The 23,997-nt window shown below is 47.1% G+C and carries 26 protein-coding genes; 8 read left to right on the top strand and 18 right to left on the bottom strand.

From position 1 onward, the window contains the following. Positions 1 to 358 precede the first annotated feature (358 nt). Positions 359 to 997, top strand: coding sequence for a response regulator (locus F0L74_RS09620; protein WP_149837648.1), 639 nt, complete (start codon positions 359 to 361; stop codon positions 995 to 997). Here F0L74_RS09620 and F0L74_RS09625 read toward each other — a convergent pair. From F0L74_RS09625 to F0L74_RS09645, 5 genes are all read right to left on the bottom strand, one after another. Beyond that, positions 994 to 3,765 carry a sensor histidine kinase gene (locus F0L74_RS09625; protein WP_188315940.1) on the bottom strand — a complete coding sequence of 924 codons (2,772 nt, stop codon included), beginning with the start codon at positions 3,763 to 3,765 and terminating at the stop codon, positions 994 to 996. The two genes, F0L74_RS09620 and F0L74_RS09625, sit on opposite strands and share 4 nt — an antisense overlap. A 277-nt stretch (positions 3,766 to 4,042) precedes the next feature. Further along, a complete protein-coding gene (locus tag F0L74_RS09630) occupies positions 4,043 to 4,615 on the bottom strand; it encodes a hypothetical protein (RefSeq protein WP_149837651.1) in 573 nt (190 codons plus the stop codon). An 88-nt stretch (positions 4,616 to 4,703) separates the two neighbouring features. Then, positions 4,704 to 5,384: an alpha/beta hydrolase gene (locus tag F0L74_RS09635; protein WP_149837652.1), complete on the bottom strand. Its 681-nt coding sequence runs from the start codon at positions 5,382 to 5,384 to the stop codon at positions 4,704 to 4,706. A gap of 10 nt (positions 5,385 to 5,394) precedes the next feature. Beyond that, a complete protein-coding gene (gene ygiD, locus F0L74_RS09640) occupies positions 5,395 to 6,219 on the bottom strand; it encodes a 4,5-DOPA-extradiol-dioxygenase (protein ID WP_149837654.1) in 825 nt (274 codons plus the stop codon). Positions 6,220 to 6,230: 11 nt separating this feature from the next. Beyond that, positions 6,231 to 6,797, bottom strand: coding sequence for an ester cyclase (locus F0L74_RS09645; RefSeq protein WP_149837655.1), 567 nt, complete (start codon positions 6,795 to 6,797; stop codon positions 6,231 to 6,233). A gap of 127 nt (positions 6,798 to 6,924) precedes the next feature. On the opposite strand from F0L74_RS09645, the gene F0L74_RS09650 reads away from it, so the two are divergent. After that, positions 6,925 to 7,506: a Crp/Fnr family transcriptional regulator gene (locus F0L74_RS09650; protein WP_149837656.1), complete on the top strand. Its 582-nt coding sequence runs from the start codon at positions 6,925 to 6,927 to the stop codon at positions 7,504 to 7,506. Between the two features lie 195 nt (positions 7,507 to 7,701). Here F0L74_RS09650 and F0L74_RS09655 read toward each other — a convergent pair whose 3' ends face one another. After that, positions 7,702 to 8,670 (bottom strand): GlxA family transcriptional regulator, encoded by a 969-nt coding sequence (locus F0L74_RS09655; RefSeq protein WP_149837657.1) that lies wholly within the window; start codon positions 8,668 to 8,670, stop codon positions 7,702 to 7,704. 116 nt (positions 8,671 to 8,786) lie between these two features. On the opposite strand from F0L74_RS09655, the gene F0L74_RS09660 reads away from it, so the two are divergent. Genes F0L74_RS09660 through F0L74_RS09670 form a run of 3 tightly spaced genes read left to right on the top strand, consistent with a single transcriptional unit; the run spans position 8,787 to position 9,866 of the window. Next, positions 8,787 to 9,224, top strand: a complete 438-nt coding sequence (locus tag F0L74_RS09660) for a VOC family protein (protein ID WP_149837658.1) — start codon at positions 8,787 to 8,789, stop codon at positions 9,222 to 9,224. 7 nt (positions 9,225 to 9,231) lie between these two features. Further along, complete coding sequence (locus tag F0L74_RS09665) at positions 9,232 to 9,633, top strand: DoxX family protein (protein ID WP_149837659.1); 402 nt, start codon at positions 9,232 to 9,234, stop codon at positions 9,631 to 9,633. Between the two features lie 8 nt (positions 9,634 to 9,641). Beyond that, positions 9,642 to 9,866, top strand: a complete 225-nt coding sequence (locus F0L74_RS09670; protein ID WP_149837660.1) for a DUF4287 domain-containing protein — start codon at positions 9,642 to 9,644, stop codon at positions 9,864 to 9,866. 827 nt (positions 9,867 to 10,693) lie between these two features. Here F0L74_RS09670 and F0L74_RS09675 read toward each other — a convergent pair. After that, complete coding sequence (locus tag F0L74_RS09675; protein WP_149837661.1) at positions 10,694 to 10,927, bottom strand: hypothetical protein; 234 nt, start codon at positions 10,925 to 10,927, stop codon at positions 10,694 to 10,696. 57 nt (positions 10,928 to 10,984) lie between these two features. Between F0L74_RS09675 and F0L74_RS09680 the strand changes: the two genes are divergently transcribed. Beyond that, positions 10,985 to 11,236, top strand: a complete 252-nt coding sequence (locus tag F0L74_RS09680; protein WP_149837663.1) for a hypothetical protein — start codon at positions 10,985 to 10,987, stop codon at positions 11,234 to 11,236. Here the strand turns inward: F0L74_RS09680 and F0L74_RS09685 are convergent. Continuing rightward, on the bottom strand, positions 11,233 to 11,922 hold the full coding sequence (locus F0L74_RS09685) for an SOS response-associated peptidase (protein WP_149837664.1): 690 nt from the start codon (positions 11,920 to 11,922) through the stop codon (positions 11,233 to 11,235). The two genes, F0L74_RS09680 and F0L74_RS09685, sit on opposite strands and share 4 nt — an antisense overlap. Before the next feature lie 467 nt (positions 11,923 to 12,389). Further along, entirely contained in the window at positions 12,390 to 12,605 is a 216-nt protein-coding gene (locus F0L74_RS34105; protein ID WP_149837665.1) for a helix-turn-helix domain-containing protein, read from the bottom strand. A gap of 469 nt (positions 12,606 to 13,074) precedes the next feature. On the opposite strand from F0L74_RS34105, the gene ligD reads away from it, so the two are divergent. Both ligD and F0L74_RS09700 read left to right on the top strand, forming a co-directional pair. Then, positions 13,075 to 14,022: a non-homologous end-joining DNA ligase gene (ligD, locus tag F0L74_RS09695; protein ID WP_149837666.1), complete on the top strand. Its 948-nt coding sequence runs from the start codon at positions 13,075 to 13,077 to the stop codon at positions 14,020 to 14,022. Further along, a complete protein-coding gene (locus F0L74_RS09700; RefSeq protein WP_149837667.1) occupies positions 14,019 to 14,264 on the top strand; it encodes a hypothetical protein in 246 nt (81 codons plus the stop codon). The genes ligD and F0L74_RS09700 overlap by 4 nt, the downstream gene beginning before the upstream one ends. A gap of 622 nt (positions 14,265 to 14,886) precedes the next feature. Here the strand turns inward: F0L74_RS09700 and F0L74_RS09705 are convergent. The 9 genes from F0L74_RS09705 to F0L74_RS09745 form a co-directional block, all read right to left on the bottom strand. Beyond that, a complete protein-coding gene (locus tag F0L74_RS09705; RefSeq protein ID WP_149837668.1) occupies positions 14,887 to 15,378 on the bottom strand; it encodes a lysozyme in 492 nt (163 codons plus the stop codon). Further along, positions 15,375 to 15,599, bottom strand: coding sequence for a hypothetical protein (locus F0L74_RS09710; RefSeq protein ID WP_149837669.1), 225 nt, complete (start codon positions 15,597 to 15,599; stop codon positions 15,375 to 15,377). The genes F0L74_RS09705 and F0L74_RS09710 overlap by 4 nt, the downstream gene beginning before the upstream one ends. 900 nt (positions 15,600 to 16,499) lie before the next feature. Continuing rightward, a complete protein-coding gene (locus tag F0L74_RS09715; protein ID WP_149837670.1) occupies positions 16,500 to 16,763 on the bottom strand; it encodes a hypothetical protein in 264 nt (87 codons plus the stop codon). Between the two features lie 377 nt (positions 16,764 to 17,140). Beyond that, entirely contained in the window at positions 17,141 to 20,710 is a 3,570-nt protein-coding gene (locus F0L74_RS09720; protein ID WP_149837671.1) for a beta strand repeat-containing protein, read from the bottom strand. Then, positions 20,707 to 21,234 (bottom strand): hypothetical protein, encoded by a 528-nt coding sequence (locus F0L74_RS09725; RefSeq protein ID WP_188315941.1) that lies wholly within the window; start codon positions 21,232 to 21,234, stop codon positions 20,707 to 20,709. Before F0L74_RS09725 ends, F0L74_RS09720 begins: the two co-directional genes overlap by 4 nt. A gap of 71 nt (positions 21,235 to 21,305) precedes the next feature. Continuing rightward, complete coding sequence (locus tag F0L74_RS09730) at positions 21,306 to 21,614, bottom strand: oxidase (protein ID WP_149837673.1); 309 nt, start codon at positions 21,612 to 21,614, stop codon at positions 21,306 to 21,308. Continuing rightward, the gene (locus F0L74_RS09735; protein WP_149837674.1) at positions 21,604 to 22,173 is read right to left on the bottom strand and encodes a hypothetical protein; all 570 of its coding nucleotides are present in this window, start codon (positions 22,171 to 22,173) and stop codon (positions 21,604 to 21,606) included. Before F0L74_RS09735 ends, F0L74_RS09730 begins: the two co-directional genes overlap by 11 nt. Next, complete coding sequence (locus tag F0L74_RS09740; protein ID WP_149837675.1) at positions 22,170 to 23,402, bottom strand: hypothetical protein; 1,233 nt, start codon at positions 23,400 to 23,402, stop codon at positions 22,170 to 22,172. Before F0L74_RS09740 ends, F0L74_RS09735 begins: the two co-directional genes overlap by 4 nt. Beyond that, positions 23,402 to 23,761 carry a DUF6046 domain-containing protein gene (locus F0L74_RS09745; RefSeq protein WP_149837676.1) on the bottom strand — a complete coding sequence of 120 codons (360 nt, stop codon included), beginning with the start codon at positions 23,759 to 23,761 and terminating at the stop codon, positions 23,402 to 23,404. Before F0L74_RS09745 ends, F0L74_RS09740 begins: the two co-directional genes overlap by 1 nt. Positions 23,762 to 23,997 lie beyond the last annotated feature (236 nt).

Genomic DNA, 23,997 nt, shown 5'->3' on the forward strand with positions numbered 1-23,997 from the left:
TAGTTATAACAGAGATAGGTCGTTCCGCAATGCGGGCCAGAGAGTATCCGGAATAATAATGTGATCGGCGCCTTTCGGTACGGGTGTCAGGTAAAGCTTCCCATAGGACGATGTTATGGTTACAAAAATTGGTTAGAAACATCTGGTTTGCCAGACATGCTCATTCGATAATCAGCTAAAACTTGTTAATAATGACTCACAACAGCTAATTTAGACAAATTGAACATATACGGTTATAGAACTTATTCGTATTGCCTGTAGTATTTGTTCTACAGAAAAACCGTCATCCTGTATACAGATAAACGCTATCTTAGCATCCATATAACCAGTGTCATATCCTTAAACGCCCTGTTGTATCATGAAGACCGTACTCATTGCTGATGATCATACAATAGTAAGACTTGGTATACTCCTGGTAGTAAAAAGTATGTTCCTCAATGCAGAAGTAACAGAGGCGGAAACGCTGGCCCAGGTAATTACACAGCTGGAAGCAAAACCTTTTGATCTGCTCATACTCGACATTAACCTCCAGGGCGGTAATAACCTGCAGATGATAGATGCGGTACGGCTACGGCAACCTGCTATTAAGATATTGATGTTCTCAGGTTATGAAGAACAGCTGTTCGCGCTTAATTATATACAGGCAGGAGCCGACGGTTACCTGGTAAAGGATTCTTCGGAAGAAGAGATAAGGACCGCCCTGCGTACAGTAATGAACAATGAAAAATACCTGAGCGCCGCCGTAAAGGATCAGCTCATATCCAGGCTGCACCAGCCCCGCGCAGTATCAGCCAACCCGCTGTCCGTACTGTCTTCCAGGGAACGGGAAGTGCTGAACCTCCTGATCAAGGGCAGCAGCGTAGCTAAAATAGCGGAGATGCTGCACCTGCAGATCACTACTGTCAGCACCTACAAGACCCGGGTATTTGAAAAGATGGGCGCCGCCAATCTTGTGGAGTTAATAGAAAAAGTAAAGCTCTATAGCCACCCGGGTTAATTTGCGTCCAACTCTATTCCGATCCTCGCGCCCGCATATGGTTTATTCTCCGCTATGAGCCTGCCGTTCACCATGTCCAGCAATTCCATTACGATCACCAGCCCCATGCCGCTTTGTACAGGAGATACCGCTTCCTCCTGCTTGCTATTGCCGGCATCGTGCCGCCGGATCCAATCCAGGAGCTCAGGCGGCAGCCCCGTTCCACTGTCTTCTATGTAAATGGTTATTTTACCGCCATAAACAGAAGCATACACCTCAATGGTCCCATCGCGGGTATTTTTTACGGCATTATCCAACAGGTTATGGATCACAACAGCCAACAGCTGAAAATTGGTGTAACATGGCAGATCCGGCTGCACCTTATTAATAATGGTGGTAGACTGTGCCGCCGCTATGCTGTTAAATATGTCTATCTTCTCCTCTACCAGCTCCTGGAGATCTATTTCCTCCATTACTGCACTGCCATTTTTAACATGTGTTTTGATGTACCGGATCAGGTTTTCTATCAGGTAGTACATGCGGTAGGAAGCGTCATAGATCGCCTTCGCGCTCCTCGCCATCATTTCCGGCGCGGGCTGTTCGTTTTCTTTCCATGACATGTTAGCGGACAGCATCATCAGGTACTTCATAGGTGTTTTTATGTCATGTGTGATGGAAGCTATCAGTCTTTCCTGGATACGGGCCTGCCGGCGCAGTTTTTTTTCCGAAAGGGTAAGGGAGGCCAGTGCAGATTCCAGCTGCCCCGTACGGGCGAAAACCTTTGACTCCAGCGCCTGCTTCTGCTGCTGAATACGATAGGTGCGCAACCGGGTATATAACGCCGTCCCCGCCACCAGCATCAGCGCGATCAGCAAATGGAACCAGGTTGTCTCGTAGTACGCCTGCCGTACCATAAACAATACCACTTTTTCCGTGTAATTGTTTTTGCCAAAGCCATTTATCATCCGGATACGTAACCGGTGGCTGCCCGATGCCAGTGTAGAAAACGACAAGGAATGATCACTGCCCAACGGCAACCAAAGGGTATCCTCCTCTCCTTCGCTAAGTGTATACGTTAGCTGAAGATTGTAAGGGTCCCCGAAATACGGAACGCTTACATGCAGCTTCAGCTGCTGGAACGCATGTGGTAACAACAGGGTATCCCTGTAAGCAACCGGCTTACCGTTCAGCGATGCCTGATCTATAAACATTGCCTTGCCGGGCAGTTCCGGCGTTACCTTTGCCGGCGAAAAGCAAACCAGGCCATCCAGCGAAGGCAGGGATATATTGCTGCTGTCCCGTTGTAACGTATAGGGCTGACAGCTGCCGTTGAACTCATTGCCCTGGAAACCCCGTTCTTTCGCATAACGGTAATAGTAGATATACCGCTGCCGTTTATCAGCATAGGCAAGCAGATCGCCTTGCGCAGCCTGGAACAGCCCTTTATTGGTAGCGATCCAGCAATACCCCCTGTTATCCTCTATAATGTAGTGGCTACTTAGCAGGCATTTTTGCCGGTCCAGCGGAAAAGCTGTTAGCCTGTTGTTCCGGTAAAGGAAAATGCCATCGTCGTAAGTAGTTATCCATACCCGGCCCGGGAAGGAAATGCTTACACTGCGGATAGGGACACCTTCCAATCCTCTAACTGTGTCTATCCTTCCGGATGATAATTCCAGGCAGTATAAGCCATTATCCGTGCCCACCCATAACCGGTCCGGTGTTTCCAGCTGCATGTGGGATATGTCGCTGATGGAAGCGCGGCATTTCCATTTCCGCAATAATCTTCCGCGGCTGTTGAATTTACACAGCGCCTGCTGGTCCTTGTCCCAGGTATAACTGCCGCTGTCCGCTACGCTCCCGCTCCCTGCCACACTGAATTGCCGCCGCGTAAAAACGTAAAGGCCATTACTAAGGCTGCCCAGGAATACACGCGCGTGCACGGCATCATAATAAACAGATATGATCTGGTTTCTCTCAAAGTCAACATCCCGGACTACCAGGCGGGTATTCAAACGGCCATCCGGCAATCTTTCCAATATATAACAAGCCTGTTCCAGGTAGATGAATACCTCTTCCGCCGCCGGGTTCCAGTACAGCGCCATTGCCCTTGCGCCATTCCGTGCTGCATGCTGCAAGATATCGCCGGTAAGGGTCATAGCCTTCACCTCCTCCCTGTAAAAGCCCTGGATTTGACCAGATGGCATCATATAATACAGTTGTCCACCCAGCACAAAAAAGCGCTGGAAATTGTTATGTGGGAACGACAGGCCATACAGTGGCCGCTGCCCCTCCTGATAATAAACACTGTCTGATGTAATGAGAAAAGCAGCATGCGGTTTTACCGGTAACAAACACCGCTTTATTACGGTGTGATTCATGCGCAGATCCGGTAAACCCGTTATCATATAGGCGCGCTGACTAGCATTTTTCAGCGGTCGCCCAAAGAGCGCTGCCGCAGCAATTGTATCTGAAAGCAGACCAGCGTTACCGTTATCAATACCGATCACCTGCCGGCCATCGGTTACCGCAAACAGCTTACTATGGGCTGCATTGGCGTAAATATAACTGACCCCGCTGGAGCTGATCCCAAGGTCGCTCTTATTAAAATGCCGGAACCGGCTGCCGCCATCAAAACGCACTAATCCATCCTCCGTGGCCAGCCACAGGAATCCGGCCTTATCCGGCGCAATAGCCCTCACCGTATTCTGCGGCAAGCCATTTTCGTCTGTATAGCGCTGCTGGGTATAATGAGCAGTATCGCTCAATGCAAACGCGGAATTCAGAGACAAGAGCAGTGGTATTAACAATCCGATGTTAAACTCCATTTTGTGTATAGGCTGTGGGAAGGGTTTTCACAGTGACTCTCCTATAAATATATAAAACCTGCAGCAAATATCCGATCATATTTTAGTTGTATATACCAATATTATCCGGACATTCATTTGTCCGGTACCGGCAACAATCATCAAAACTTATGATAAAAGTCAAATCATCATACTAAAATAAAAAGGCTTGAAAATCGACGATTTTCAAGCCCTAACCGTGATCTTGTCCGGCTATTCTACATTAGTTTTTTAACCCCAGATACGCTTTTACCGCAGCATAATCAGACCAATTTACCGGAGCAGTTGATCTTGCCTCGCTATTGCCGGGCACGATCATATACCGGAACTGTTGATATTTCTTACCATTACGGGTGAAAGTACTCAGGTCAGAATTGGAGTACAATGAAATTCCCTGCGTGTAAGCGTTGAACTCTATATACAGACCGGATCCAGCAGTATAAGGCAACGGATAAATGACAGGATCACTTGCATCTTTGGAGTTGACGTACATTTTTACATCTGCGGTATTCAGCAGCGCCAGGGTGAGTTTAGGCACGTCAACATCAGCAAAGTAGCCCACCGTATCAATACCGCCACCTGCCGTATGGAAGGTGTCCGGCTTAAACGGCACATCCAGCCAATCTGAATAGATCACAGTTCCAGCGGTATTATCACCTTTGGGACCAGCCGGGCCGGCAGGACCAGCAGGACCTTGCGGCCCGGCGGCGCCATCTTTACCGCAAGAGATCATGAACATAACAAAAAAAAGCCCTGATAACAGGACTAAAGGGGAAGTAAAATTAAATCTTTTCATATTGTACGCTGTGTTTATGGCATGAAGGCCAGGGGTTTCATACCTGATTCAGGGGCGCCAAAATACAAAATTTTCTCACAGATTTAAATCAACCGCATCGAAGCCATCTATTCAGGTCATCGATCTCCTGTTGCTCCATGGAATGCGGCATCTGGTATTCATGATATTCGGGATATATTCCAAGTTCCTGCAGATAAGCCATCGCCTCACGCGCATAATTGACGGACAGCACCCTATCGTCCGTTCCATGCGCAATAAACACCTTCAGATCCCGGATCTCCGGGCCCGATTTGATCATTGGCCTTACTTCTTTCAGCAACCGGCCGCTCAGGCAGAAAATGCCTGCAAATTTAGGAGCAAAAGTCAGGCCTACGCTATAAGACATGATCCCACCCTGACTAAATCCCCCAAGATATACCCGGGTTTTATCAATCTGAAAACGCTCTGTCAGCTGATTTACAAACAGGTTTAAGACAGTACGGCTTTTCTCAGCCTGTTCCGCATTAATGATCGATCCCTCCGGTGAGAACTGCACCCCGAACCAGGCGTAACTATCCGGTTTTAATGTATAGGGAGCCCTCGCGGCCACTATGATCATATCTTCCGGCAATGAGGCCGCAAGCCTGAACATATTATCCTCATTGCCCCCAACACCATGTAAGAGTACAAGCAAACCCGGATTTGCTGCGTCAGTCAACGGTTCCCTCAATTTATATTTCAGGATGAGCTGCTCCCCTTTTGTCGCTTCGTATTTATAACTGCTTTTCATTGTAAATGATTTATCCGATTTGAAAACAACGCATGCTCATGGCTGCATATTGATATCCTTCATAGATGTGCGTGATCGGTTCATCCTGACCGGCCAATCCCAAACTGTATAACATTGGAAGATAATGATCGTTCGTAGGAACGGACAACATCGCGGAAGCGCCTATCTTAAAATAATTGATCAATGGCTGGAAGTCCCGGTCATCAAGACGCCGTTTTACAAAATGATCGAATTCCAGGTTCCATTCGTAAGGCGATGCATCGATATTATGCCAGTCGGTCAACCGGAGATTATGGACAATATTTCCACTACAGATGATCAGCACACCCCTGTCCCGCAGCGATCTTAACTGCGCCCCCAATCCGAAGTGAAAATCCGGTTGCCGCGTATAATCTACGCTCATTTCGAATACTGGCACATCCGCTTCCGGCCGGATGTATTTCAGAACGGTCCAGGCGCCGTGATCAAGCCCCATGCCGGCGTCTTCCATTACATCGGTCATGGACACGATCTTCTTTACGTTCCGTGCTATCTCCGGCTGTCCGGCCGGTTCATAACTTATCTGAAAAAGGCGGTCATCGAACCTTCCGAAATCATAGATCGTACGGGGCCTGGGATTCACGCTTACGTACGTACCTACGGTTTCCCAGTGTGCGGAAACGACCAGGATCGCATTGGGCTTTTCCAACGTCTTGCCCAATTTAGTAAGGCTCCTTGTAAAATCGTTATCTAACACTGCATTGATCGGATGTCCGTGACCAATAAACAAAACAGGCATTTTTCGATGCCTTGTTTTGTATTGTTCACTGATCTTATTAAATTCCTGTAATTGCATGATCCTGTTATTTATTTGCCAAGGCCGATCTGGTCCAGATACGCTTTATTATCCCAAAAGAGGTGTTCTTCTATCATCACCCCATTTTTCCAGATCCCAATGGTAGCCATGGGTATTTTAAACGATTTACGGGTAGGTTGAATGAATTTCCCGTTCCCTATCGGCATGGGCTTAGTGAAAGTCCCCTCAAAGACGCCGGTCACAGCGGTGAGATTACCGGACCCGAAGCGGATAGGGTGTTGTTTTATACGGGTGTCGGGTGCATATACGAATAATGCCTTCATGTCTTCCAGGTGTTTGGGAAGCCCCGTTGTCACGTGTCCATCAGGCCAGTACACCTTGATATGCTGATCATGGCTCTCATGAAAGCGTGCCCACTGCTGGTTGCTGAAAACCGTGTAATCCAGCGTGTCAAACTTAGCCAGGTATTGGGAGACCTCTTTATTGGCCGCGTTAAGCTGATTGATAACGCCGCGCAGGGAATCCACCTCCCTGGTGGCTTTCGCCGATTGTGCCTGGGTGTTGATACTTGTTGTGGCTAAAAACAATCCGGTGATGACTTTGATGATAGTTTTCATAATTTTAAGTTTTAGTCGTCCTTATTGACATTCCAAAGGTCTCGCTAATTGGATCTTTTCTCTTTGATGTATGGTAAGAAATCGGCTTGATCTATGGTAAGTCACTTCGCCCACTAATTTTATTAACATGTCGTCTTTATTATTTGATAACTTCAACAAATACAGCCGGTTAACGGAAGAAGAGTTTCACCTGATCGAGCAGGTGCTCACCAGGAAAATGGTGAAAAAGAAGAAGAATCTGCTAAATGAAGGGAATATCTGCAAATACCTTTTTTTCGTTGAAAAGGGAGCATTACGCTCTTATACGATCGACGAAAACGGCAGTGAACATATCGTTCAATTAGCGGTTGAAGATTATTGGATAGCCGATCTTTCCAGTTTTATTACACAGACGCCGGGGATGCTGACGATTGAAGCGATTGAGGATTGTGAGGTGTTGCTTTTACCAAATCCGGAGCTGGAGCGATTATACGATGCGATCCCTTCATTGGGGACTTTCTTCAGGAAGTTGTATCAAAGGGCTTATGTGCACTTACAGGGGCGGTTGCATTCATCGCAGCGCGTTAGTGCGGAAGAGCGATATCTTGAGCTGATCAATTCACAGCCTAAGATCGGTACCAGGATCCCGTTGATCTATATTGCCTCTTATCTTGGGATTACGCCTGAAAGTTTGAGCCGGATAAGGAAGAATGTCTATAACAAATCTTAAAGCCCTGGATTGCTTTAATGACCGCTAATTAGCTTATAGTTCTGTATAACGGCTATACTTAACCCGGTATTTTGTAATGAGCCATTCGTTCAGCATGATAAAGGTTGGTACTTTGGGAGAATTTAACAATGGGTATCTATAAAGTAAAGTCACGAATTATGTGGCATCGCTGCTTACATGTTATCGCTCCGGCAGCTAATTATAACGTTCTCTATATTGAAGGGGCGTAAGACCCGTGATCTCTTTGAATAATTGGCGGAAGGTTTGCATATCAGCGTAACCGACATCTGACATGATTTTCTCGATTGGCTTCCTTCCCGCCTCCAGCGCTTTTTTGCTTGCCTCTATCCTGACTTTCTGTAGATATTCAATCACCGTACAGTGTGTCGCCTTCTTGAATCTTCGTTCAAACGTTCTCCGGGTCAGGTGAAAGCTATCTGCCAGGTTTTCCACGGTTACCTTAGTTCTATAGTTTTCTTCAATGAAATCCTGCGCTTTGAGAATTTCTGCATCCTGGTGGGTTCTAAGTCCATTAAATATAATGAACGGCGTTTGCGTATTCCGATCAAGATCCACAACGAAATGTTTAGCCACGAGAATGGCAGTCTCCCGGTCGGTATATTTTTCCACCAGGAAGAGTAACAGGTTCCAATAGGCGTTGCTTCCGCCACTGGAATATATCCCGTTGTGTTCAACGATCATCTTTTCATCGACCAGGGTGACATCCGGGAAATAAAACCTGAATTCATTCGCATAGCTCCAATGGGTCGTGCACTTTTTGCCTTTAAGCAGTCCCGTGAATGCCAGCATAAATGCGCCAGTGCATAAGGAGGCGATCTCACAATTCTGCCGGTATTTTTTGATGATCCAATCCACGAAATACCGGTTCAGGTGATTGGAGCTCAAAAGATCGCCACGCAGCGCGGGGATGATGATCAAATCAGCAGGTACGTGATCAGCGACGGTCGCATCAGCCCTGATGGTCACCAGACCGCGTTCGATAGTCAGCTCTGGCTGCTCGGCGATGATCTGTACATCAAAATAATCCTGATCATACTTCGCTTTGCAGAAGTCGTTGGCTTTCTCAAACACGGACCGCGCGTCTGCGATGGCAGCGTAGTTGGCATTTTTTAAGGCTAAAATAGCGACGTGCTTCTTCTGCATGCTTTTTTTTCAAAAATAAGCATTTGTGATGTCGCAAACGCCTTTATGATTATGTCGCATTTACACTGTTTACCAAAGGCGTTTAATCTATAGTTTTGCTTAAAACTTATAGGAAAATGGTCAACACGGATATTTATTTACACTTCAACGGGCAGTGTGAGCAAGCTTTTGAGTTCTACCGGTCCATCTTTGGCGGCGAGTTTATTACCAGGCAGCGTTACGGGGATATGGCCGGCGGCGACAAAATGAACGCTGCGGACCAGGATAGGATCATACATGTTTCTTTAAGCATTACCCCTGCTACTACGCTCATGGGCTCTGACCTGCCATCTGGCGATGACCATAACTTTACGCTTGGCAGTAATTTTCATATTTGTCTTCAGGCAGAAACGGAAAAAGAAGCAGATAAGCTTTTCCAGCTCCTGTCAAAGGATGGCAAAGTGGAAATGCCGATGAGCAAGACATTTTGGGGCGCCTATTTTGGAATGGCAGCAGACCAGTTCGGTGTGCACTGGATGATCAGTTATAACAGCGTTAAACCAAATCAAGCATAAAAAACTTATGGAAAGCACTCATCCTTCCAGGGCAATACGCTGGACAGGCATTATCATGCGCTGGTTCGTTATCTTATTTTTGTTGTTCGATGCCGTCATGAAATTCGTAAAGCCAGCACCGGTTATCCAGTCAACCATCCATGAATTAGGGTATAAGGAACATCATATACTGATTTTTGCATTTCTGGTGTTGTTACCGACCCTGCTTTTTGCGATACCCCGAACCAGAATTTTAGGAGCGCTACTCTTAACCGCCTATCTCGGCGGAGCAATTGCCGCGCAGTTACGGGTTGATAGTCCGCTATTCAGCCATCTATTGTTTCCTGTGTATATCGCAGTACTGATGTGGGGCAGCATCTGGCTACTGGACGAAAGGCTGCGGCGCATTTTTCCGGTCATCAAAAACTAATTACTATTATGTCATTTCAAGGATACTTAAAAACGATCAAAGAGAAAACCGGCAAAACTGCCGAAGATTTCAGGAAATTAGCAGCGGATAAAGGTTATACCAGGGATGGGCAATTGACCGTTAAGGCTGGGGATATTGTTAAATGGTTGAAAGAAGATTTTGAGCTAGGCCATGGGCATAGTATGGCGATTTATGCGTTGCTGAAAGGGAAAAAAACTGAAAATGATCATTGACATTTGGGGTTGTAGTGAGAAGGTTGCTGGTGCGCAGAGAGTTAACGGAAGAACATTGAGGCTTATATCAAAAATAAGAGAAAATAAAACAAGCCCCTGTAAAGCCGCTTATGATAACCTGTTTAGCAGTTTTTGCTGCACACTTTTGCCCAACAAAAACGGGCTTATAAATGTGGCGCCTATCAGAAAATAAAAAAAGTTGGCAGTTAAATAGTCGGTTGCAACAGGCAAAATCAAACTATACAATAAGGATAGGCCTATGTATATGCCGCAGTTGACTACCGCAATCTGTAATAACCATTTTCGCCACCTTTTTGCATTTACCAGAAAATAGAAAAGAATAATGTAAAATAGATAGTAAAATATAAATCGCATTGCATTTACTTCAATCCCGTCCCTGAGCGCTTTCTCAATGTGCCAGGAATCTACTTTGTATTTTACAAATAATAACGAAGACTCAAATAATACAATGCAAATTACTGTTTCAATCAGCATTAGTAAAATTGTATAGAGAATACACCTTAGTACTGACATCCCTTTTATTTTTGTTGCCACCTTCAAAATTTGTAACTGCCATCTTGAGGAAATAGTAATTATTATAGATAGCGCAAAAAATAGTAAAATTAGCTTTCAAAGGTTCTTAACCACTCGAATCCAATCATTTGGTGCAAATGAAAAAAGCTCACATGCGTGAGCTTTTCATAAACAACTGATATCATCGTGCCCAGAACAGGAATCTTTATAAATTGATTTACAACACATTATGTTGACTGCTCGCCATTTGTTCGCCACAAATATATGTATTATTCCGATTAGACTGAGGCTATTCATTCCAATCCCTTCAGAATAACCCAGGCGATTTGAGTAATTAACCCCTGTTCCAGCTCCTCTCCCTCTATTGTGTTCTGTAGGCCGTTCCCGTCCGTGGGCTCAAATGTTAACGTCGTGGCGCCCACCTTCGCGGTGATCTTGCAGTCAATGCCTTGGTACTCCAGCAAGAAATCCACCGGGTAGTCCCGCCCCTGGTAGGCAACAGTGATATGTTTCGTTTCTGTTTCCATATAACAGCCGTCACAAAAATACGACCTAATTACGTAGTTTTGCTAAAAATATTAGTAATGAAGCCGTGGATAAAAATACGCTTTGACTATGTAGAGGGCGATACTCGGCTCCCCGCTCAGCTGGCGGAAACGATGCATTGCGGTGGCCGGCTGTCATTTCAGTTGCTCGTAAATAATTATTACTGGGGGGAGGTATTCCAGCGGCAGGGTGAATGGGTCTGGCCGGATCGGTTACACGGGGACGATATTGCCGGCCTGGTTGACAGGATGGGAGATGTATACTACCTGCGGCCGGAGGATATGTACTAAAACAAGGTCGTTGGGCTGTCATCTACTTGGTCTAGCAGGCTGGGATAATTATTTGCCGCCTTCCCGATATCGTTTCCTATCCGTCTCTTCGTCATCCGGTCGCTCGGAAAGGTTGTTATTAAGGATTTGGGATCAGAGAACCCCGGAAACAGCCATTTTTGAACGGCCCCGGCCTTCGGATCAAGAAATACCGGCATCCGGGTATGTATCTCTTTTATAAAGCCGTTGGGCTCCATTGTGAGAATTGTGAATGACCTTTTGACTTCTCCGGTTTCCTTGTTTACCCAATCATCATACAGCCCAGCCATCCAAAACAAAGCATCTTCGCATGGATATATGTAATAAGGAATCTTGGTCGTTTTGTCCAGTTTTTGCCACTCTATAAAGCCTGTGAAGGGGATGACACAACGCTTATTTTTGAGCAAGCCAGCCCAATAAGGCTTATCTAGCTCTTCCGATTTCTTATTGAACATACTGTACTGGCCCACCTTGTACTCTGCAGAATACGAAGGAATAAGCCACCATTTGGCCATTTCGACTTTGCCTACTGTGACCAGTATCGGCACGTCCTGAGTGGGAGCGATGTTATAGCTGCCGTACAGCCGGTAATCATCCTCCAAAATCAAATCCCTTTCTTCCAGGGTGAGATCCCGGTTATTCGGGTCCCTAGCTCCGCGTCCGCACATATTCTTGTATTTTTTCGGCAATTTGTTTGAGTAGCGTAAGGTTGAGCGCCGCCTCCGGATCTTCAGGCGCTATCATTATCCCCTCATTCTGTTGGTTGGTGATAAACGCAATCTCCTCCCCTTCTACCTCAACATAATACACGGTCTTTCCACTGATGTGGATTGATGGCCGCACTGTGTAGGGCCAGTCGTTAACGTGTATAGTGAAATCAGGCATTACATGAAGCGATCCTCTATCCTATCTGCAATTTCTTCCAGCAAAAATGAGTCCAGTTGAGCGGGTGGATCGTAGGGCACTATGATACGGCCTATTTCAGGGTTGCCTCCGAATATAACGGTTTGGTTGTCAATTATTACAGAGTATACTATCTTTCCATTGGCTTGGTTGATATACGGTTTTGCGAGATACCGGGAGCCGTCTCTTAGCGTGACAATAAATGATTCCATTTCAACTGCGAAGGTAAGGATTAAGCCGAGATTAGGTCGCTTATATTGCATTCCAAGGCCCTGGCCAACATTACAGCAGTTACAATGCCCGGCTCATGCAACCCTCGTTCTAGCTTACCCACATGCTGCGGCTCCATACCGGCTTCTACCCCGAGCTTAGTTTGAGTCCATCCCTTCTTAAGTCGGATCGATTTTAGGTTTTCACCAAATGCCTTTATAATGCGCTCATTATCCATTGAGCCACAAACATATACATGATTAGTTATACATAGTTAATCATTTACAATTAATTACATTTGATTAATCAAGTATGATTACATATATTCACCGATGAAGACCCACCTCACGGTGGCGTGATTATGGAGTTATGAAGATCGCCCCGGTTCTCAAGCCGGGGGACTTCTCGTGGACCTCAAAGATATTATTGGTTACAGGATGTTACGCAATAGGGCGCACATGTACAGCGTCTGTTTAATAGCCGCCCGGTTGAGCGACCGGGCTAGTTGTTTCGATGGTAAAGCCCGGCTTATCCAAGCGGGGCCTCCCTGCGACATAAACACAACTAAAAATAACACTGCTCGCTGAGCAAGTAAAAGCGGCCCCCTTAGCTTTATAATTAAGGGTAGGGAAAATGTATGCACATCTCAGGCCCCGATCATTCAGGTCGGGGCTTTTTATGGCAGCTTATTTGCAGCCTAATCTTATATGAAAGGTGCTTATGCTCCCATGTTGGCCGTGCTGGTGGACGACTTCCCGTCATCCGGAGATTGGGTTTATGAAAAAAAGTTTGACGGGTACCGGGCAATTGCTGTTATCCAGGCCGGCAAAGTCTCCCTATATTCCCGTAATGGCATTCTATTAAACAATAACTACCCTTCCGTGCCGGCCGCGCTTACCAAACTGCCGCACGATTGTGTATTGGACGGTGAGGTGATACATATTGACAAAGCAGGCCGGGAAACGTTTCAAGGGCTGCAGCAGTACGGCCAGACCAGGTCTGGAACCATTCAGTACTGCGTATTCGACCTGCTGAAGTTGGGGCGCCAGGATATTACCCACCTACCGCTGCTCCAGCGAAAGGAACTCCTGGCAACATTGGTTAAACCGCTACGATCCAGGGTAATTAAGTATGTGGAGCATGTTGAGGACGGCCGCAAGCTGTTTGCCCAAGCGGAGTCAGAGGGCTGGGAAGGCGTGATTGGGAAGCGGGCAAATGTCACGTATCTACCTGGTAAACGTACGGACTACTTCGTCAAGATCAAAACCAGCAAGCGCCAGGAGGCGATAATATGCGGATACACCGCGCCCGCCGGGAGCCGCAAACATTTTGGCGCGCTTTTATTGGGGGTATATATCGGGAAGGAGCTGCACTACGCGGGTAAGACCGGTACCGGGTTCACGGATCTTGACCTGAAAGAACTGTTTCAGAAGATGCAGCCGCTGATTGGCCCAATGCCGTTTGCCGAGGATGTGAAAAAGAAGTACTACCGGAATGTAGATGTTACATGGCTGAAGCCCGCCCTGGTGTGTGAAATAAAGTTCACGGAATGGACGGGGGACATGAGGATGCGCCACCCCTCTTTCCAGGGGCTCCGAACGGACAAGAAGGCGAAGGAGGTTATTTTAGAACTACCAAAAAGAATAGGGGTATGAAAGGGTGTGATATTGGTTTTCTCTTCCAGGAGTGCAAAACCAAAGACCAACTGATCTTCCAGATCATGAAAATGTCGGATGAACAATACAATGCTTTCCGGCAGGAAATAAGAGACCTCGACCACCAGCGCGGGGAATTGGCGGATTACCGTTGTACTGATGATTCTGAGGCAAAGGGGAGTGATCTGTTTACTCTAGCAGAGGTACCGAAAGGGCAATATTGTTTCCATGAGGGAAAGTAATGGCTCTGACTGCTTAACAGGCGAGGCTTGATTTTAAATGCTACTCCTTGACCATGCTGTATCTCCCCTATTACATTCCCCTTATTATTGGGGTCTTCGGGTAGAGCGCTTAATATCCGAGTATCGGGATCACGCATGACTATTAGGGTTGATCCTCTTTCAAACTCCCAATCGAATAAACACCGTAGACGCGGCGCCAGTGTATATGATTTATCCATCCCCAAAGCTACGATTACCTACAGACAGTACTTTACGGGTTCCCGGAAAACAAAAGCCGCCCTTTTGAGGCGGCCATATCAGTCATTTTGCTGAAGGTCACTTTTCAATGTGCTCTACTTTTACCCCATAAGCATTATCTGCCATTTTGAAAGTAGAAATGCTGTCATGTTTAAGCGCCAATATGTCCAATGTATCGTATCGGATTATAATTTCCACAATTGCCCCATTGCCAAGGGTCGCAAATACATGGTGGGAGCTGTTCAATTCGAAGCCCGGATTTTTGCTATCCATAATTTTTCCGCAATTTAGGAATCATTGTGGGATCATGGGTTAATTTGAAGTTAATGAAAAGCCGCCCTAAAAAGAGCGGCCGTTTATCTATCAACCAAAATCTATGAGGTAATTAGAAATAGCATTTAAGCTCTCCGGTGGTATAAAGATGCGCCTCCGCCTGACGCCGCCGGGTTAGACCTGCCAGTACCTTCTTGTTGCTTTTATTCCACTTCAGGAACTCGCCCGGTATTCGCGGATCTTCCGGATTTGCCAGTACGTACTTTAGTAGGGCACTATCCCCCAGCCCCTCGGCAATCTTATCCAGGTCGATATCTGATCCTACGTTGTAGGCGAAGGATACAAGCGCGTCAAATTGTTGCTGCTGCAATACGGTGTCTTTCGTTAGTACGTTCACGTCATTGACAAACCGTTGAACAATCCGTTTAAACAGATCGTCTGCTCGCCATTGTGCCACCTTATCGCCTTGCTTCACCCTCTTATCGTTCTCGTAAAACGTGTTGCCCCAGCCTATTGTCCACACTCCTGCTTTATCCTGATATGCTTCAAGCCGGCACTGTTCAAATTCTTTTATTAGGGCTGCTCCTTTTTCGCTTAGTGTCATATGATGCTTTTAAGTTTCAATACCACCCCGGCGCCGATTACCCCCGCAACCGCTATCCAGGTTATAATAGCCGCCCGCTGCCAATGCCCTGCGTCCTCTTTCTTTTCGCTCAGCTGTGCCTCTGCCTTATCCGCCCGCTTGGCCTGCTCGTTTGCATCCTGACGGGCCAGGTCAAAGGCATAGTTTGCGGCGGCCAGGGAATCCCGGCAAGACTGCAGCATTGAACTATCAATTACCTTCAGGGTGTCTACCCTAATCTGGCGGGGAGGACACTTGACATAGACTGTATCTATCCTGCCCGTCTCTTTGTCCTGAACCGGGCAAGGGACGCTGTCACCAGGGAGGTAAACCGTTTTGCCCGGGATCACCTGCGCGGGCGCGCACGGGTACTGCTGCCGCATCTTCTGTAGTAATGCCATTTCTGCCTGCCGGGCTTTCTCTTCTTTCGCCGTGCGCTCGGCCGCCAATTGTTCCGCTGACTTACATCCACACAGCCAGATAATTATCACAAATAGTATATACCTCATTGATCCGCTTTAAATATGTTCAATATTCCCTTTCGTACAGCCTTCCCGATTGCTATCAGCATGCTATCTCCAAACCGGCCGATGATCACCGCAGCAATTAGAGCTACGTCATGCTTCCCGCAACTGGCTAGCGCCAGCCAAACCACCCAGGCACACGCGAACGCCACGCTTGAATGAAATATTACCTCCCGCCAGCTTAAATCTCGTTCGTAGTTGAGGGTTGCTAGTTTTGCCAGCAGACCGAGTACGACCCCCGCTGCGTATATTACTAGCTTGATAACGAACGGGCCTTGCTCTTGACTGTTTTCCTGCATCGTATAATGGTTATTAAGATTATGAGGCCCGCGAATACATACTCATTCCAACCGAACTTTTTAGGGTCGAAAAACAGCTCATCCAGGACGTTATTAGTACACAGCCATATCGCGATTGTTGCGGTAGGATCGTTCGGCATGAGGCGTTTAATGAGCAACGCAAGCAGCAGCAGCCCTACTGCGATACACTGGTAAAAGAACCCATGCCATGCGAACGCCCAAAGGTTGTATCCCGCTACAAGTACCAGCAACGCGGCAATAAGTAGCATTCTATTGCTAATCATGGTTGCTTGTCTTTATTTCGATCATCCGGCCGATTGCCCACTACAGATGCCTTGCTCTTAGACATCATAGCAGTTACGCCCATCACAATCGCCAGGTTGCCAAAGATCCACTGCAACCAGTCCTGAGTGGTCTGTGATACGCTCCCCGGCAAGGTGGCAATAGCTTGCGGGCCGTAGGTGGCGAGCGCGGTCAAGGCAGTCGTTACTATAACCATCCATGACGGGCTCGCGTGTTTTACATTGCTGATTAGATTAGCCATACTTATATCGGTTTTCTGTAAACGGTTACTAAATAGTTCCAGGTAATAGTCGTCCCTGCCACGCCTGTAATTGTTATGATCGCATTAGCCCCATTGGGCGTAATGGTTAAGGATGCTGTGCTTAAAGCGGGGTCTGAGACGGTCAGTATTATGTTGGTAACCGACCCACAGGCAATAGATGTTCCGGCAACATTCTTAAAGAAGCCACCCTTTTGGCCAATAATCGTAGCAGCTCCATTCGCCGTTGATCCCATGTATGTGACTTCTACATAGCACATGTCGTTAGTCAACATCGGAACTGTGTGATCGATAGTTGGGGTGGCTGTAGTAGTTACCAACGTCTTGTCTATTAAAGGTGGTGTATATGACATGTTAATTTATTGAATATACCATTGAGTGCCATTAGACTGAATTGTATATGAGGCCCATTGTGTGCTTAATACCTGTGTATTAGATGCGTCAATTAATTCAGCGCCATTGCCTTGTATTGTGACAGTATTGGCATTGTTGATAATCTTCTTGATCACGTAAATCCTCCCGGCACAAGTAGAAGCCGCAGGAAGGGTTAATACGATGTTTGAGATATTATTTGCAAGTAGCATATAATCCGTTGCAGCAACAGTAGTGCTACCGGTGACCGTTCTAATTGGAAATGATACACTACCCCCAACCATTAGGCTGCTGCCGTTGTCTGTTGCTGTGTTCACCAGCATTCTGTTTGTAACGCGAACCGTAGGTGTGCCTGTACTGCCCGCATCAGCATTGATAATAAGCTGATCGGTATTCCCAAACATCCCCATATAGCCCCGCCGGGTACTGTCCGCGTTTTCAAACTGTATCCAGCTGTTTGCATAGCTCGTGAGCGCCCGCGCAGTGATCACATTATTATCACCCACGGTCGAAACACTTCTCGGGATTGTTAAGCTCCCGTCCGCACCGAAGACAAAAGCATATGTGCGACCGTGCCATGCGTTCGCTCCTACGGCTGTAGTTTGAATCTGTATTTCAGTGCCGTGGACGGAGTCCGTAAAATTATTCCGTGCGTACACTATAAAAGCGCCCGAGCTGGGACCAAAATTATTGGTTCCATACCCTCGGAATCCCCAGGAGGAGATTAAATCTCCGTACAGAACCCCTGAAGGTGCATTCTTCGTCCCTCTAGCTTTTCTTACATGCAGATTAGCCAGCCCGGTACTGTTGCTGTAGTTTGTAAACTGTGCGAGATAGCTGGTTGTTCCTTCACTTGTCACTTCAAAAACATGTGGCGGGTCGTTAGGTATCGGCTTTCTGTTATATGTGTAATCTCCGATGGTTAGAGTACTGTCTACGAACACTTGCTTACCTGTGTTTATCAGGACGGCAGTGTCATTGTTAGCTTTGATAACTACATTAGCGCTGTTATTGCTGCCTAAAAATTGTCCAGACGAAACAGTATTCCCATTGACGGACCAACGCGCATTTAAGCTGTCCTTCGCCTGCCCGAAGGTAACCGCATGATTATCCGACACCGCAGGCACTGTTTGGATATTCCCATCGAAAATAGCAGATAAATTTGCGTAGCTTGGAAGGGTACCAACTTGAAGCGGAGCTGCAGAAATACTAGATGTAGCTACCCTAAGTGTGTTATTAATTACTCCATTTCCGGTAATCCAAAAGTTCGCGCTCTGTGCTGCGGCGTTTTGATTTTGAATAAATGTAGAAAGGGCCTGGGTCTTAGTGTAAGACGGCCCGTTAACCGTATCCAATGAGATAAGCCCGGCCCCATCGTCGTTGAAATCCGCAGCCCGGAAAGTCGCCGCCCCCTTAGTCGTGCCGTTAGCCGCCGCGTTCGCAATGCTGAGGGTCAGGTTGCCCGTGAGTGCGCCGCCGCCCGCAAGCGGGGAGGTTGTGCTAATGGTCCTAGATGCGGGTGTTAATTGTGTCCAGTTGGCGGACGAAGTGGTGCCGTTTGCTACATATATATTGGCCCCGCTGATTGCAGTTTGACCCAATAGCCGAGGCGTCCCGGAGATATTCTGCTGTACATTCGGGTAGTTATTCAAAAGAATGCTGGTAAGATTGTCAGCTGTTATGTTTCCTGTGTTACCCTCTATGTAGTTATCATTATTCCCGTTAGCGGATATAGCATGCACAACTGTTCCCGCCTTGTAGATGTTATCCGTAATCTTATTGCCAGTACTGTTATCAAACACCAGCGCTGAGGCGCCAAGGGAATCGAATACGTTTCCTGTTACTAACGAGCGCTTTAGGCCCTGAACATGTAGTGCCTGTCCGGCACAATCGCGGAAAATGTTGTTCGCAATGATATTGGTTTGGGTAGAGTCGCCGGTTGCGCGTTGAAAGTATGCCGCAATGGTCGCGTTACTGTACTGCAACTTATTTCCCATTATCTGAGTACCCCCAGCGGTGTTCACCTTTAATAAGTAGTCCGTCAGGCTCGCGTTATACTGAACAATGTTATTAGCAATCGTTGTATTATGAGTCGCTCCGCCGTCTTGGAAGTCCACATCCAGGCCCCGCGTACTTACCGTGTCGATTACGTTATTCGCCACTAACTCACTATATCCATTGGTTCCATACTTCGTAGGAATGGTCGCGTAAAACGCCTCTATGTTATTACCGGAAACAGAGATACCCAAATCGGAGTTTGTTATCACATTACCGATAATAGTGAAGCCCAGACCCCTTCCCTTGATTCCCGTGCCGCCCACCTTACGCATTGTGTTCCCTGTGACCGTTGCCCACAGAGCGGATGAAATGTAAATACCATTGTTGTATGAACTGTCTATGGTATTGTTAGAGATACTAATGTATGTAGTATTATCCCCTATTAGAATAGGGCAACCAGCGTTCCTGACACGCCCCTTTGTGATCGATCCGAAAACCAGGTAATGTGTAGGATCAACAAACCCATACCCCACTGTCCGAACCCCGAATGCGCCCAGCACATTAGAGGCTATCCCGTTTTTAAATATCCCCTCCTGGACCCAATCATCGAGATTTACATTGCTGCAGGATGAGAAGGTAATCAAGCCGCGTTTGTTCTGCCCGAAAAGGCCTGTTACCGATACGATATTACTACTGTCTACATACAGGTACTGTTTAGGGCTGGAGGGGTCGGAGGTTAAAAAGTATGCATAATCTTCCGGGCCGTCAAAGCGCAGATCTTTAATCACCGATCCATCACATTGTTTTACCACAATCGTGGAGTAGAAAGATTCCGCCTCCTTGATTGTTGCACCCTTACCGTCGAGCACGAAGTTTGTTTTACCCTGAATCGTTACTGAGTCTTCTAACAGGTATGTTGCGCCCGCGCGCAGGGAACAATGGTTGTACTTTGCGATGACAGCCGCAATAGCTGGGGATGAATTCTCCACGCCGGTCGGATCAGCGCCGGCCCAATCAATCAGTACGCCGTCTTCCGCGTTATACACTCGGTGCCAGCCGCTAAATATCAGGATGTTATCAGTTATACCTGTGCCTTTGTTTACAAACAGGCCGCCCCTGTAAGGGTCAGTCACAAACAGAACGACTGAGGCGCCGGTATATGTCGCCAGCTGATCAACAGTACTAACAGTGTCCACCTGCGTCGTTATCGAGTCCGGGATGTTCGTAATATTCCCCCAATGCACTTGCGCCTGGCCGGCCGTCTGTAACTGGGACTTGGTATAGTAAAGTGATCCATTAAATGAAGATATGGCCCACCCTGCGCCGTTCCATGTGTAGATTGGAACAAAAACCGGGTGGCCTACGGTATCCTGTGGACGGATCGTTTGCGCTCCTACCCGTTTACGCGGATTGTTTAGGGTGTCTTTAACCGGCACGTATAGGCCGCCATTGAAGTAAATATTTCCTGGATAGATGAAATCCCCATAAATCGTCTGCGGTGTCTGCGCCGTTGCTTTGAGTCCAAAAGTCAACAGTAGTATGATAAATATCTTTCTCATGCACTAATCGTTTTCGCGTACAGGATAAACAGCGTTTGCCCAGCGTACATTTCAAAACCTGGCAATAATGACAGGGTACTGGTATTTGAATTATATAAATACCCTGCCGGCGGCATGGGCTTTGTCTCATTTTCTATCTGCACAATTCGAACAGCCCCAAGCGGAGTAACCCCGTCAATCTGCGTTAGGGAAATCACATTCTCCCCATCCACACCGGCGGTATATGTCGTCTCAATAACTTGCTCATACATATTGTTGACTGGATTTAAAGGCGGTGGTATGTACGGGTCCGTTGGGTTGTTGTTCGGATTTGTGTTGCTGTTCGGGTTTTGGTCAATGATGTAGTAAACAGATCCGTTATTGCCCAAGTTAGTTGCATATATGATCCCGCTTAAAGTAGTGCGTTGGAACACATTCTGATCCACTACTAAGCTGTCGTCGTACGTATAAACTTGCCCACTTTTAGGTATATCGTTCACGCTATCCACCCCGCTGTCCTGAATCAGCTTATAAAGCAGATCCAATGAGCCATAGCAATTCAGGCATACGTCGAATATGCTTTGTCCGAAAACCGCTGTGAATGTCCTTATTGCCATTATGGTCTGCTTGCGTTAGGATTTACTGTTAATATCCCATCTGCGTCCGTCACGATAGACGGATTGTTAACTATATACCCGTCAGATGTGAGGTTTAGCTTTATAGCCCGGCTTAGAGCCTGTTCCTGCCCGGCTGAATTGAGGTATGCAAATACTCCCACTCCATCTGCCGGGTACTCTTTCCACCAGCCGGGGAACGCGTTTATGGTGTCGGCAACATGCTGTTCATCTGACTCGCCGATCGTCAAGTCCCCGTCTCTAACCTGTAGGTCATTCTGGTACAATGCTATATCTAAACTATTCGCCATGCGTTACGGTTGTATTTTCAAGTTCAGCCCGAATAGTAGGGGTTAATGAGCCTGTTTCTACAGCCGTAGTAACGGCGCTCGTTCCTGCCCCGGTTTGTACGCCGGTATGTACGTGCGTGTTATACTTCTGAATGAAATCATTAACAAGCGTTTCCAGGTTGTTTAGCTTAGTTACCAAGTCTTCCACTTTCACCAAGCCACCAAAATCCCCGTTATTCAGCTTTATAAGCCCTTCTGTTACGTCTATCGTACTATCCCCTACCACGTATCGTATGGCCGACAATTCCGAGTACAGGGCGATGTAGGGTACATTCCGTTTGCTGTATACGACAATCACTGTACTGCCAATTGCCGGTATGTACAGGATACCGTCGTCTACTTCTGCCATTAGCTGCACTCCCGGGATATCCGTTACCGCCTCGCCGCCTATTGCAATGCAATCGCATGCCCGCTCCCCCTCATTTACAGCATCTACGGTGCAGGCGATGATATACACCTCGTCCGTCAGTTGGCGGCCGGCTATCTTCTGTATGGCTTCTGTTATCCCTCTATCACTCATATAGCTACCCCGTTTTTATCAAGCCTTGTGATCAAGTAATCAAGATGAATCACCTGGCGCATGCCGGTATTGACCCCGCCCTGGTAATCAACTGCCTTTACCTTGTACCGCCCATTCCTCTCAGGGAGGATGTCGTCGAGTATATCCACATTGTCCCCCATTCGTACATACGGGATGCCAAACGTGGTAAACTTGCCCTTAAATCCAGTGTAGTAGTACTTCTTTAGTTCGTTCGTTGCTAGCTCTGTTAGTTCTGCAGTAGTGGATACATTCCAGAAATAGAGGGTCCGGCGCTCGCCTGCGGTATTCGGCGCGAACTCCGCCTTTTCGCCCGGCGGCTTCACTTTAGAGATGAACCCATTATCAGACTGCGTAACCAGTACTTCTAAACGCTCATGCTTGGTTTTTTGCTTCCCTGACTTCGTAGTTACTTCCAACTCCTTGCGGTTGATGGAATATGCAACCGCAGATAGTCGGATATCGTCTTTTCGTTTATAATCCAGCTCGTCTGATATGATATTCTGTTGAAACTTAAAGATCTTCTTACCGCTGACGACGGCATCCGATTCGAGGTAAACAATAGAGCCGGAGCGCAGCTCATTACCACGGAAATAACTTTCGAAGTGGTAATCTTTCCGTAGTCGCGCCAATACCTCACAAACCGTCTCATTTTGCGTCCGAAATGCCCCAAATGTGGTCTTTGTCAGCGCATTGACAGTGAAGTCTGTCCCCGCGAGTAAATCCCTCAGAATATCCTCTAAAGTGGCAGTGGCGGGATAGGCCTTGTTGGGGGCAATAATCTGTTTAAGTTTCCACATGTTATCCTCCAACTCCAGTACCACCGGCTTCTTGCTGGTTACCTGAGAGATAAACCCGGTAAACAACACGCTGGTAGTAACCTTTTGATTGCCCTGTACATCAAAGTATTTATAGCCGCCTTCTATCGTTACCTTGTCGCCTTTCAGGAACAGCGGAACGTTATCGGAAAAGCCGCCTAAATTGATGTTGTCGGTCTCACCAACGCCCGCACCAGTTGGCCGCGTCTGCCCATCCCCAAACCGTACCCGTATATTCTTGGGCATGGTGATCTTCGCCTTATTAGTAAGGTCAGCCCAGCTGTCTGAAGCTTCGTATTCTGTAACAAAGTCGTAATGCAGAACAGCCCGTCGCGACGGGTAATCCGTCGTTGGCTGTTGAAAAAAGGTGATATTGGTTACGACTATATACATTATACATTGGTGATCAACAGTTCTATTGGTGTATCGCTCAGGCAGTTGATAGTAAACAGCTGCCTGGAATAACCGCCCGGTTCTTGGGCGAAGGCATAATCCCTAACTACCAGGTTGTACACATCAAGGTTCTGCAGGTACCAGGAAACAGCCACGAGCGGCACAGGCGCGTCCAACATCTGTTTGAGGGCGTGCGTCTCATCGATGGGGTAATGCTGGTTAGAGCCGGTTATTATCCCGTTTATCGTTACCTCATAGTCTCCCATGCCGATATACTCCTTTACCGTACCGTCCCTGCCCTGTATGTCCGTAACGATGATCTTTTTACTTTGTGCGACTGTTACAAGTACCGTCTGCATGGTGATTGACGGAACCCTACGGATTGTTCCATCTGCAAGCTCGTACCTAATCGCATCAAAGGTCAAGTCGGTAAATACGGGGGTCCCAAGGCTTGACTTATACAATACCCGGTCTTTCTCGAACGTCTGGTCAATCTTCCCGTCGTAGCTGTTTGGTTTGGCCGCACTGATTGTTCGAACATTCCCTACATTGTATGCGCGGGTGATCTGATTTACCGTTGTTGATATTATTACCC

Source organism: Chitinophaga agrisoli (assembly GCF_008386695.1).
Classification (GTDB): Bacteria; Bacteroidota; Bacteroidia; order Chitinophagales; family Chitinophagaceae; genus Chitinophaga; species Chitinophaga agrisoli.

Excerpts from the sequence above, each read along its gene's own strand:
- F0L74_RS09620 (WP_149837648.1), top strand. The coding sequence starts at position 359 with ATGAAGACCGTACTCATTGCTGATGATCATACAATAGTAAGACTTGGT.
- F0L74_RS09630 (WP_149837651.1), bottom strand. The coding sequence starts at position 4,615 with ATGAAAAGATTTAATTTTACTTCCCCTTTAGTCCTGTTATCAGGGCTT.
- F0L74_RS09635 (WP_149837652.1), bottom strand. The coding sequence starts at position 5,384 with ATGAAAAGCAGTTATAAATACGAAGCGACAAAAGGGGAGCAGCTCATC.
- ygiD (WP_149837654.1), bottom strand. The coding sequence starts at position 6,219 with ATGCAATTACAGGAATTTAATAAGATCAGTGAACAATACAAAACAAGG.
- F0L74_RS09645 (WP_149837655.1), bottom strand. The coding sequence starts at position 6,797 with ATGAAAACTATCATCAAAGTCATCACCGGATTGTTTTTAGCCACAACA.
- F0L74_RS09650 (WP_149837656.1), top strand. The coding sequence starts at position 6,925 with ATGTCGTCTTTATTATTTGATAACTTCAACAAATACAGCCGGTTAACG.
- F0L74_RS09655 (WP_149837657.1), bottom strand. The coding sequence starts at position 8,670 with ATGCAGAAGAAGCACGTCGCTATTTTAGCCTTAAAAAATGCCAACTAC.
- F0L74_RS09660 (WP_149837658.1), top strand. The coding sequence starts at position 8,787 with ATGGTCAACACGGATATTTATTTACACTTCAACGGGCAGTGTGAGCAA.
- F0L74_RS09665 (WP_149837659.1), top strand. The coding sequence starts at position 9,232 with ATGGAAAGCACTCATCCTTCCAGGGCAATACGCTGGACAGGCATTATC.
- F0L74_RS09670 (WP_149837660.1), top strand. The coding sequence starts at position 9,642 with ATGTCATTTCAAGGATACTTAAAAACGATCAAAGAGAAAACCGGCAAA.
- F0L74_RS09675 (WP_149837661.1), bottom strand. The coding sequence starts at position 10,927 with ATGGAAACAGAAACGAAACATATCACTGTTGCCTACCAGGGGCGGGAC.
- F0L74_RS09680 (WP_149837663.1), top strand. The coding sequence starts at position 10,985 with ATGAAGCCGTGGATAAAAATACGCTTTGACTATGTAGAGGGCGATACT.
- F0L74_RS09685 (WP_149837664.1), bottom strand. The coding sequence starts at position 11,922 with ATGTGCGGACGCGGAGCTAGGGACCCGAATAACCGGGATCTCACCCTG.
- F0L74_RS34105 (WP_149837665.1), bottom strand. The coding sequence starts at position 12,605 with ATGGATAATGAGCGCATTATAAAGGCATTTGGTGAAAACCTAAAATCG.
- ligD (WP_149837666.1), top strand. The coding sequence starts at position 13,075 with ATGAAAGGTGCTTATGCTCCCATGTTGGCCGTGCTGGTGGACGACTTC.
- F0L74_RS09700 (WP_149837667.1), top strand. The coding sequence starts at position 14,019 with ATGAAAGGGTGTGATATTGGTTTTCTCTTCCAGGAGTGCAAAACCAAA.
- F0L74_RS09705 (WP_149837668.1), bottom strand. The coding sequence starts at position 15,378 with ATGACACTAAGCGAAAAAGGAGCAGCCCTAATAAAAGAATTTGAACAG.
- F0L74_RS09710 (WP_149837669.1), bottom strand. The coding sequence starts at position 15,599 with ATGCTGCAGTCTTGCCGGGATTCCCTGGCCGCCGCAAACTATGCCTTT.
- F0L74_RS09715 (WP_149837670.1), bottom strand. The coding sequence starts at position 16,763 with ATGGCTAATCTAATCAGCAATGTAAAACACGCGAGCCCGTCATGGATG.
- F0L74_RS09720 (WP_149837671.1), bottom strand. The coding sequence starts at position 20,710 with ATGAGAAAGATATTTATCATACTACTGTTGACTTTTGGACTCAAAGCA.
- F0L74_RS09730 (WP_149837673.1), bottom strand. The coding sequence starts at position 21,614 with ATGGCGAATAGTTTAGATATAGCATTGTACCAGAATGACCTACAGGTT.
- F0L74_RS09735 (WP_149837674.1), bottom strand. The coding sequence starts at position 22,173 with ATGAGTGATAGAGGGATAACAGAAGCCATACAGAAGATAGCCGGCCGC.
- F0L74_RS09740 (WP_149837675.1), bottom strand. The coding sequence starts at position 23,402 with ATGTATATAGTCGTAACCAATATCACCTTTTTTCAACAGCCAACGACG.
- F0L74_RS09745 (WP_149837676.1), bottom strand. The coding sequence starts at position 23,761 with ATGCAGACGGTACTTGTAACAGTCGCACAAAGTAAAAAGATCATCGTT.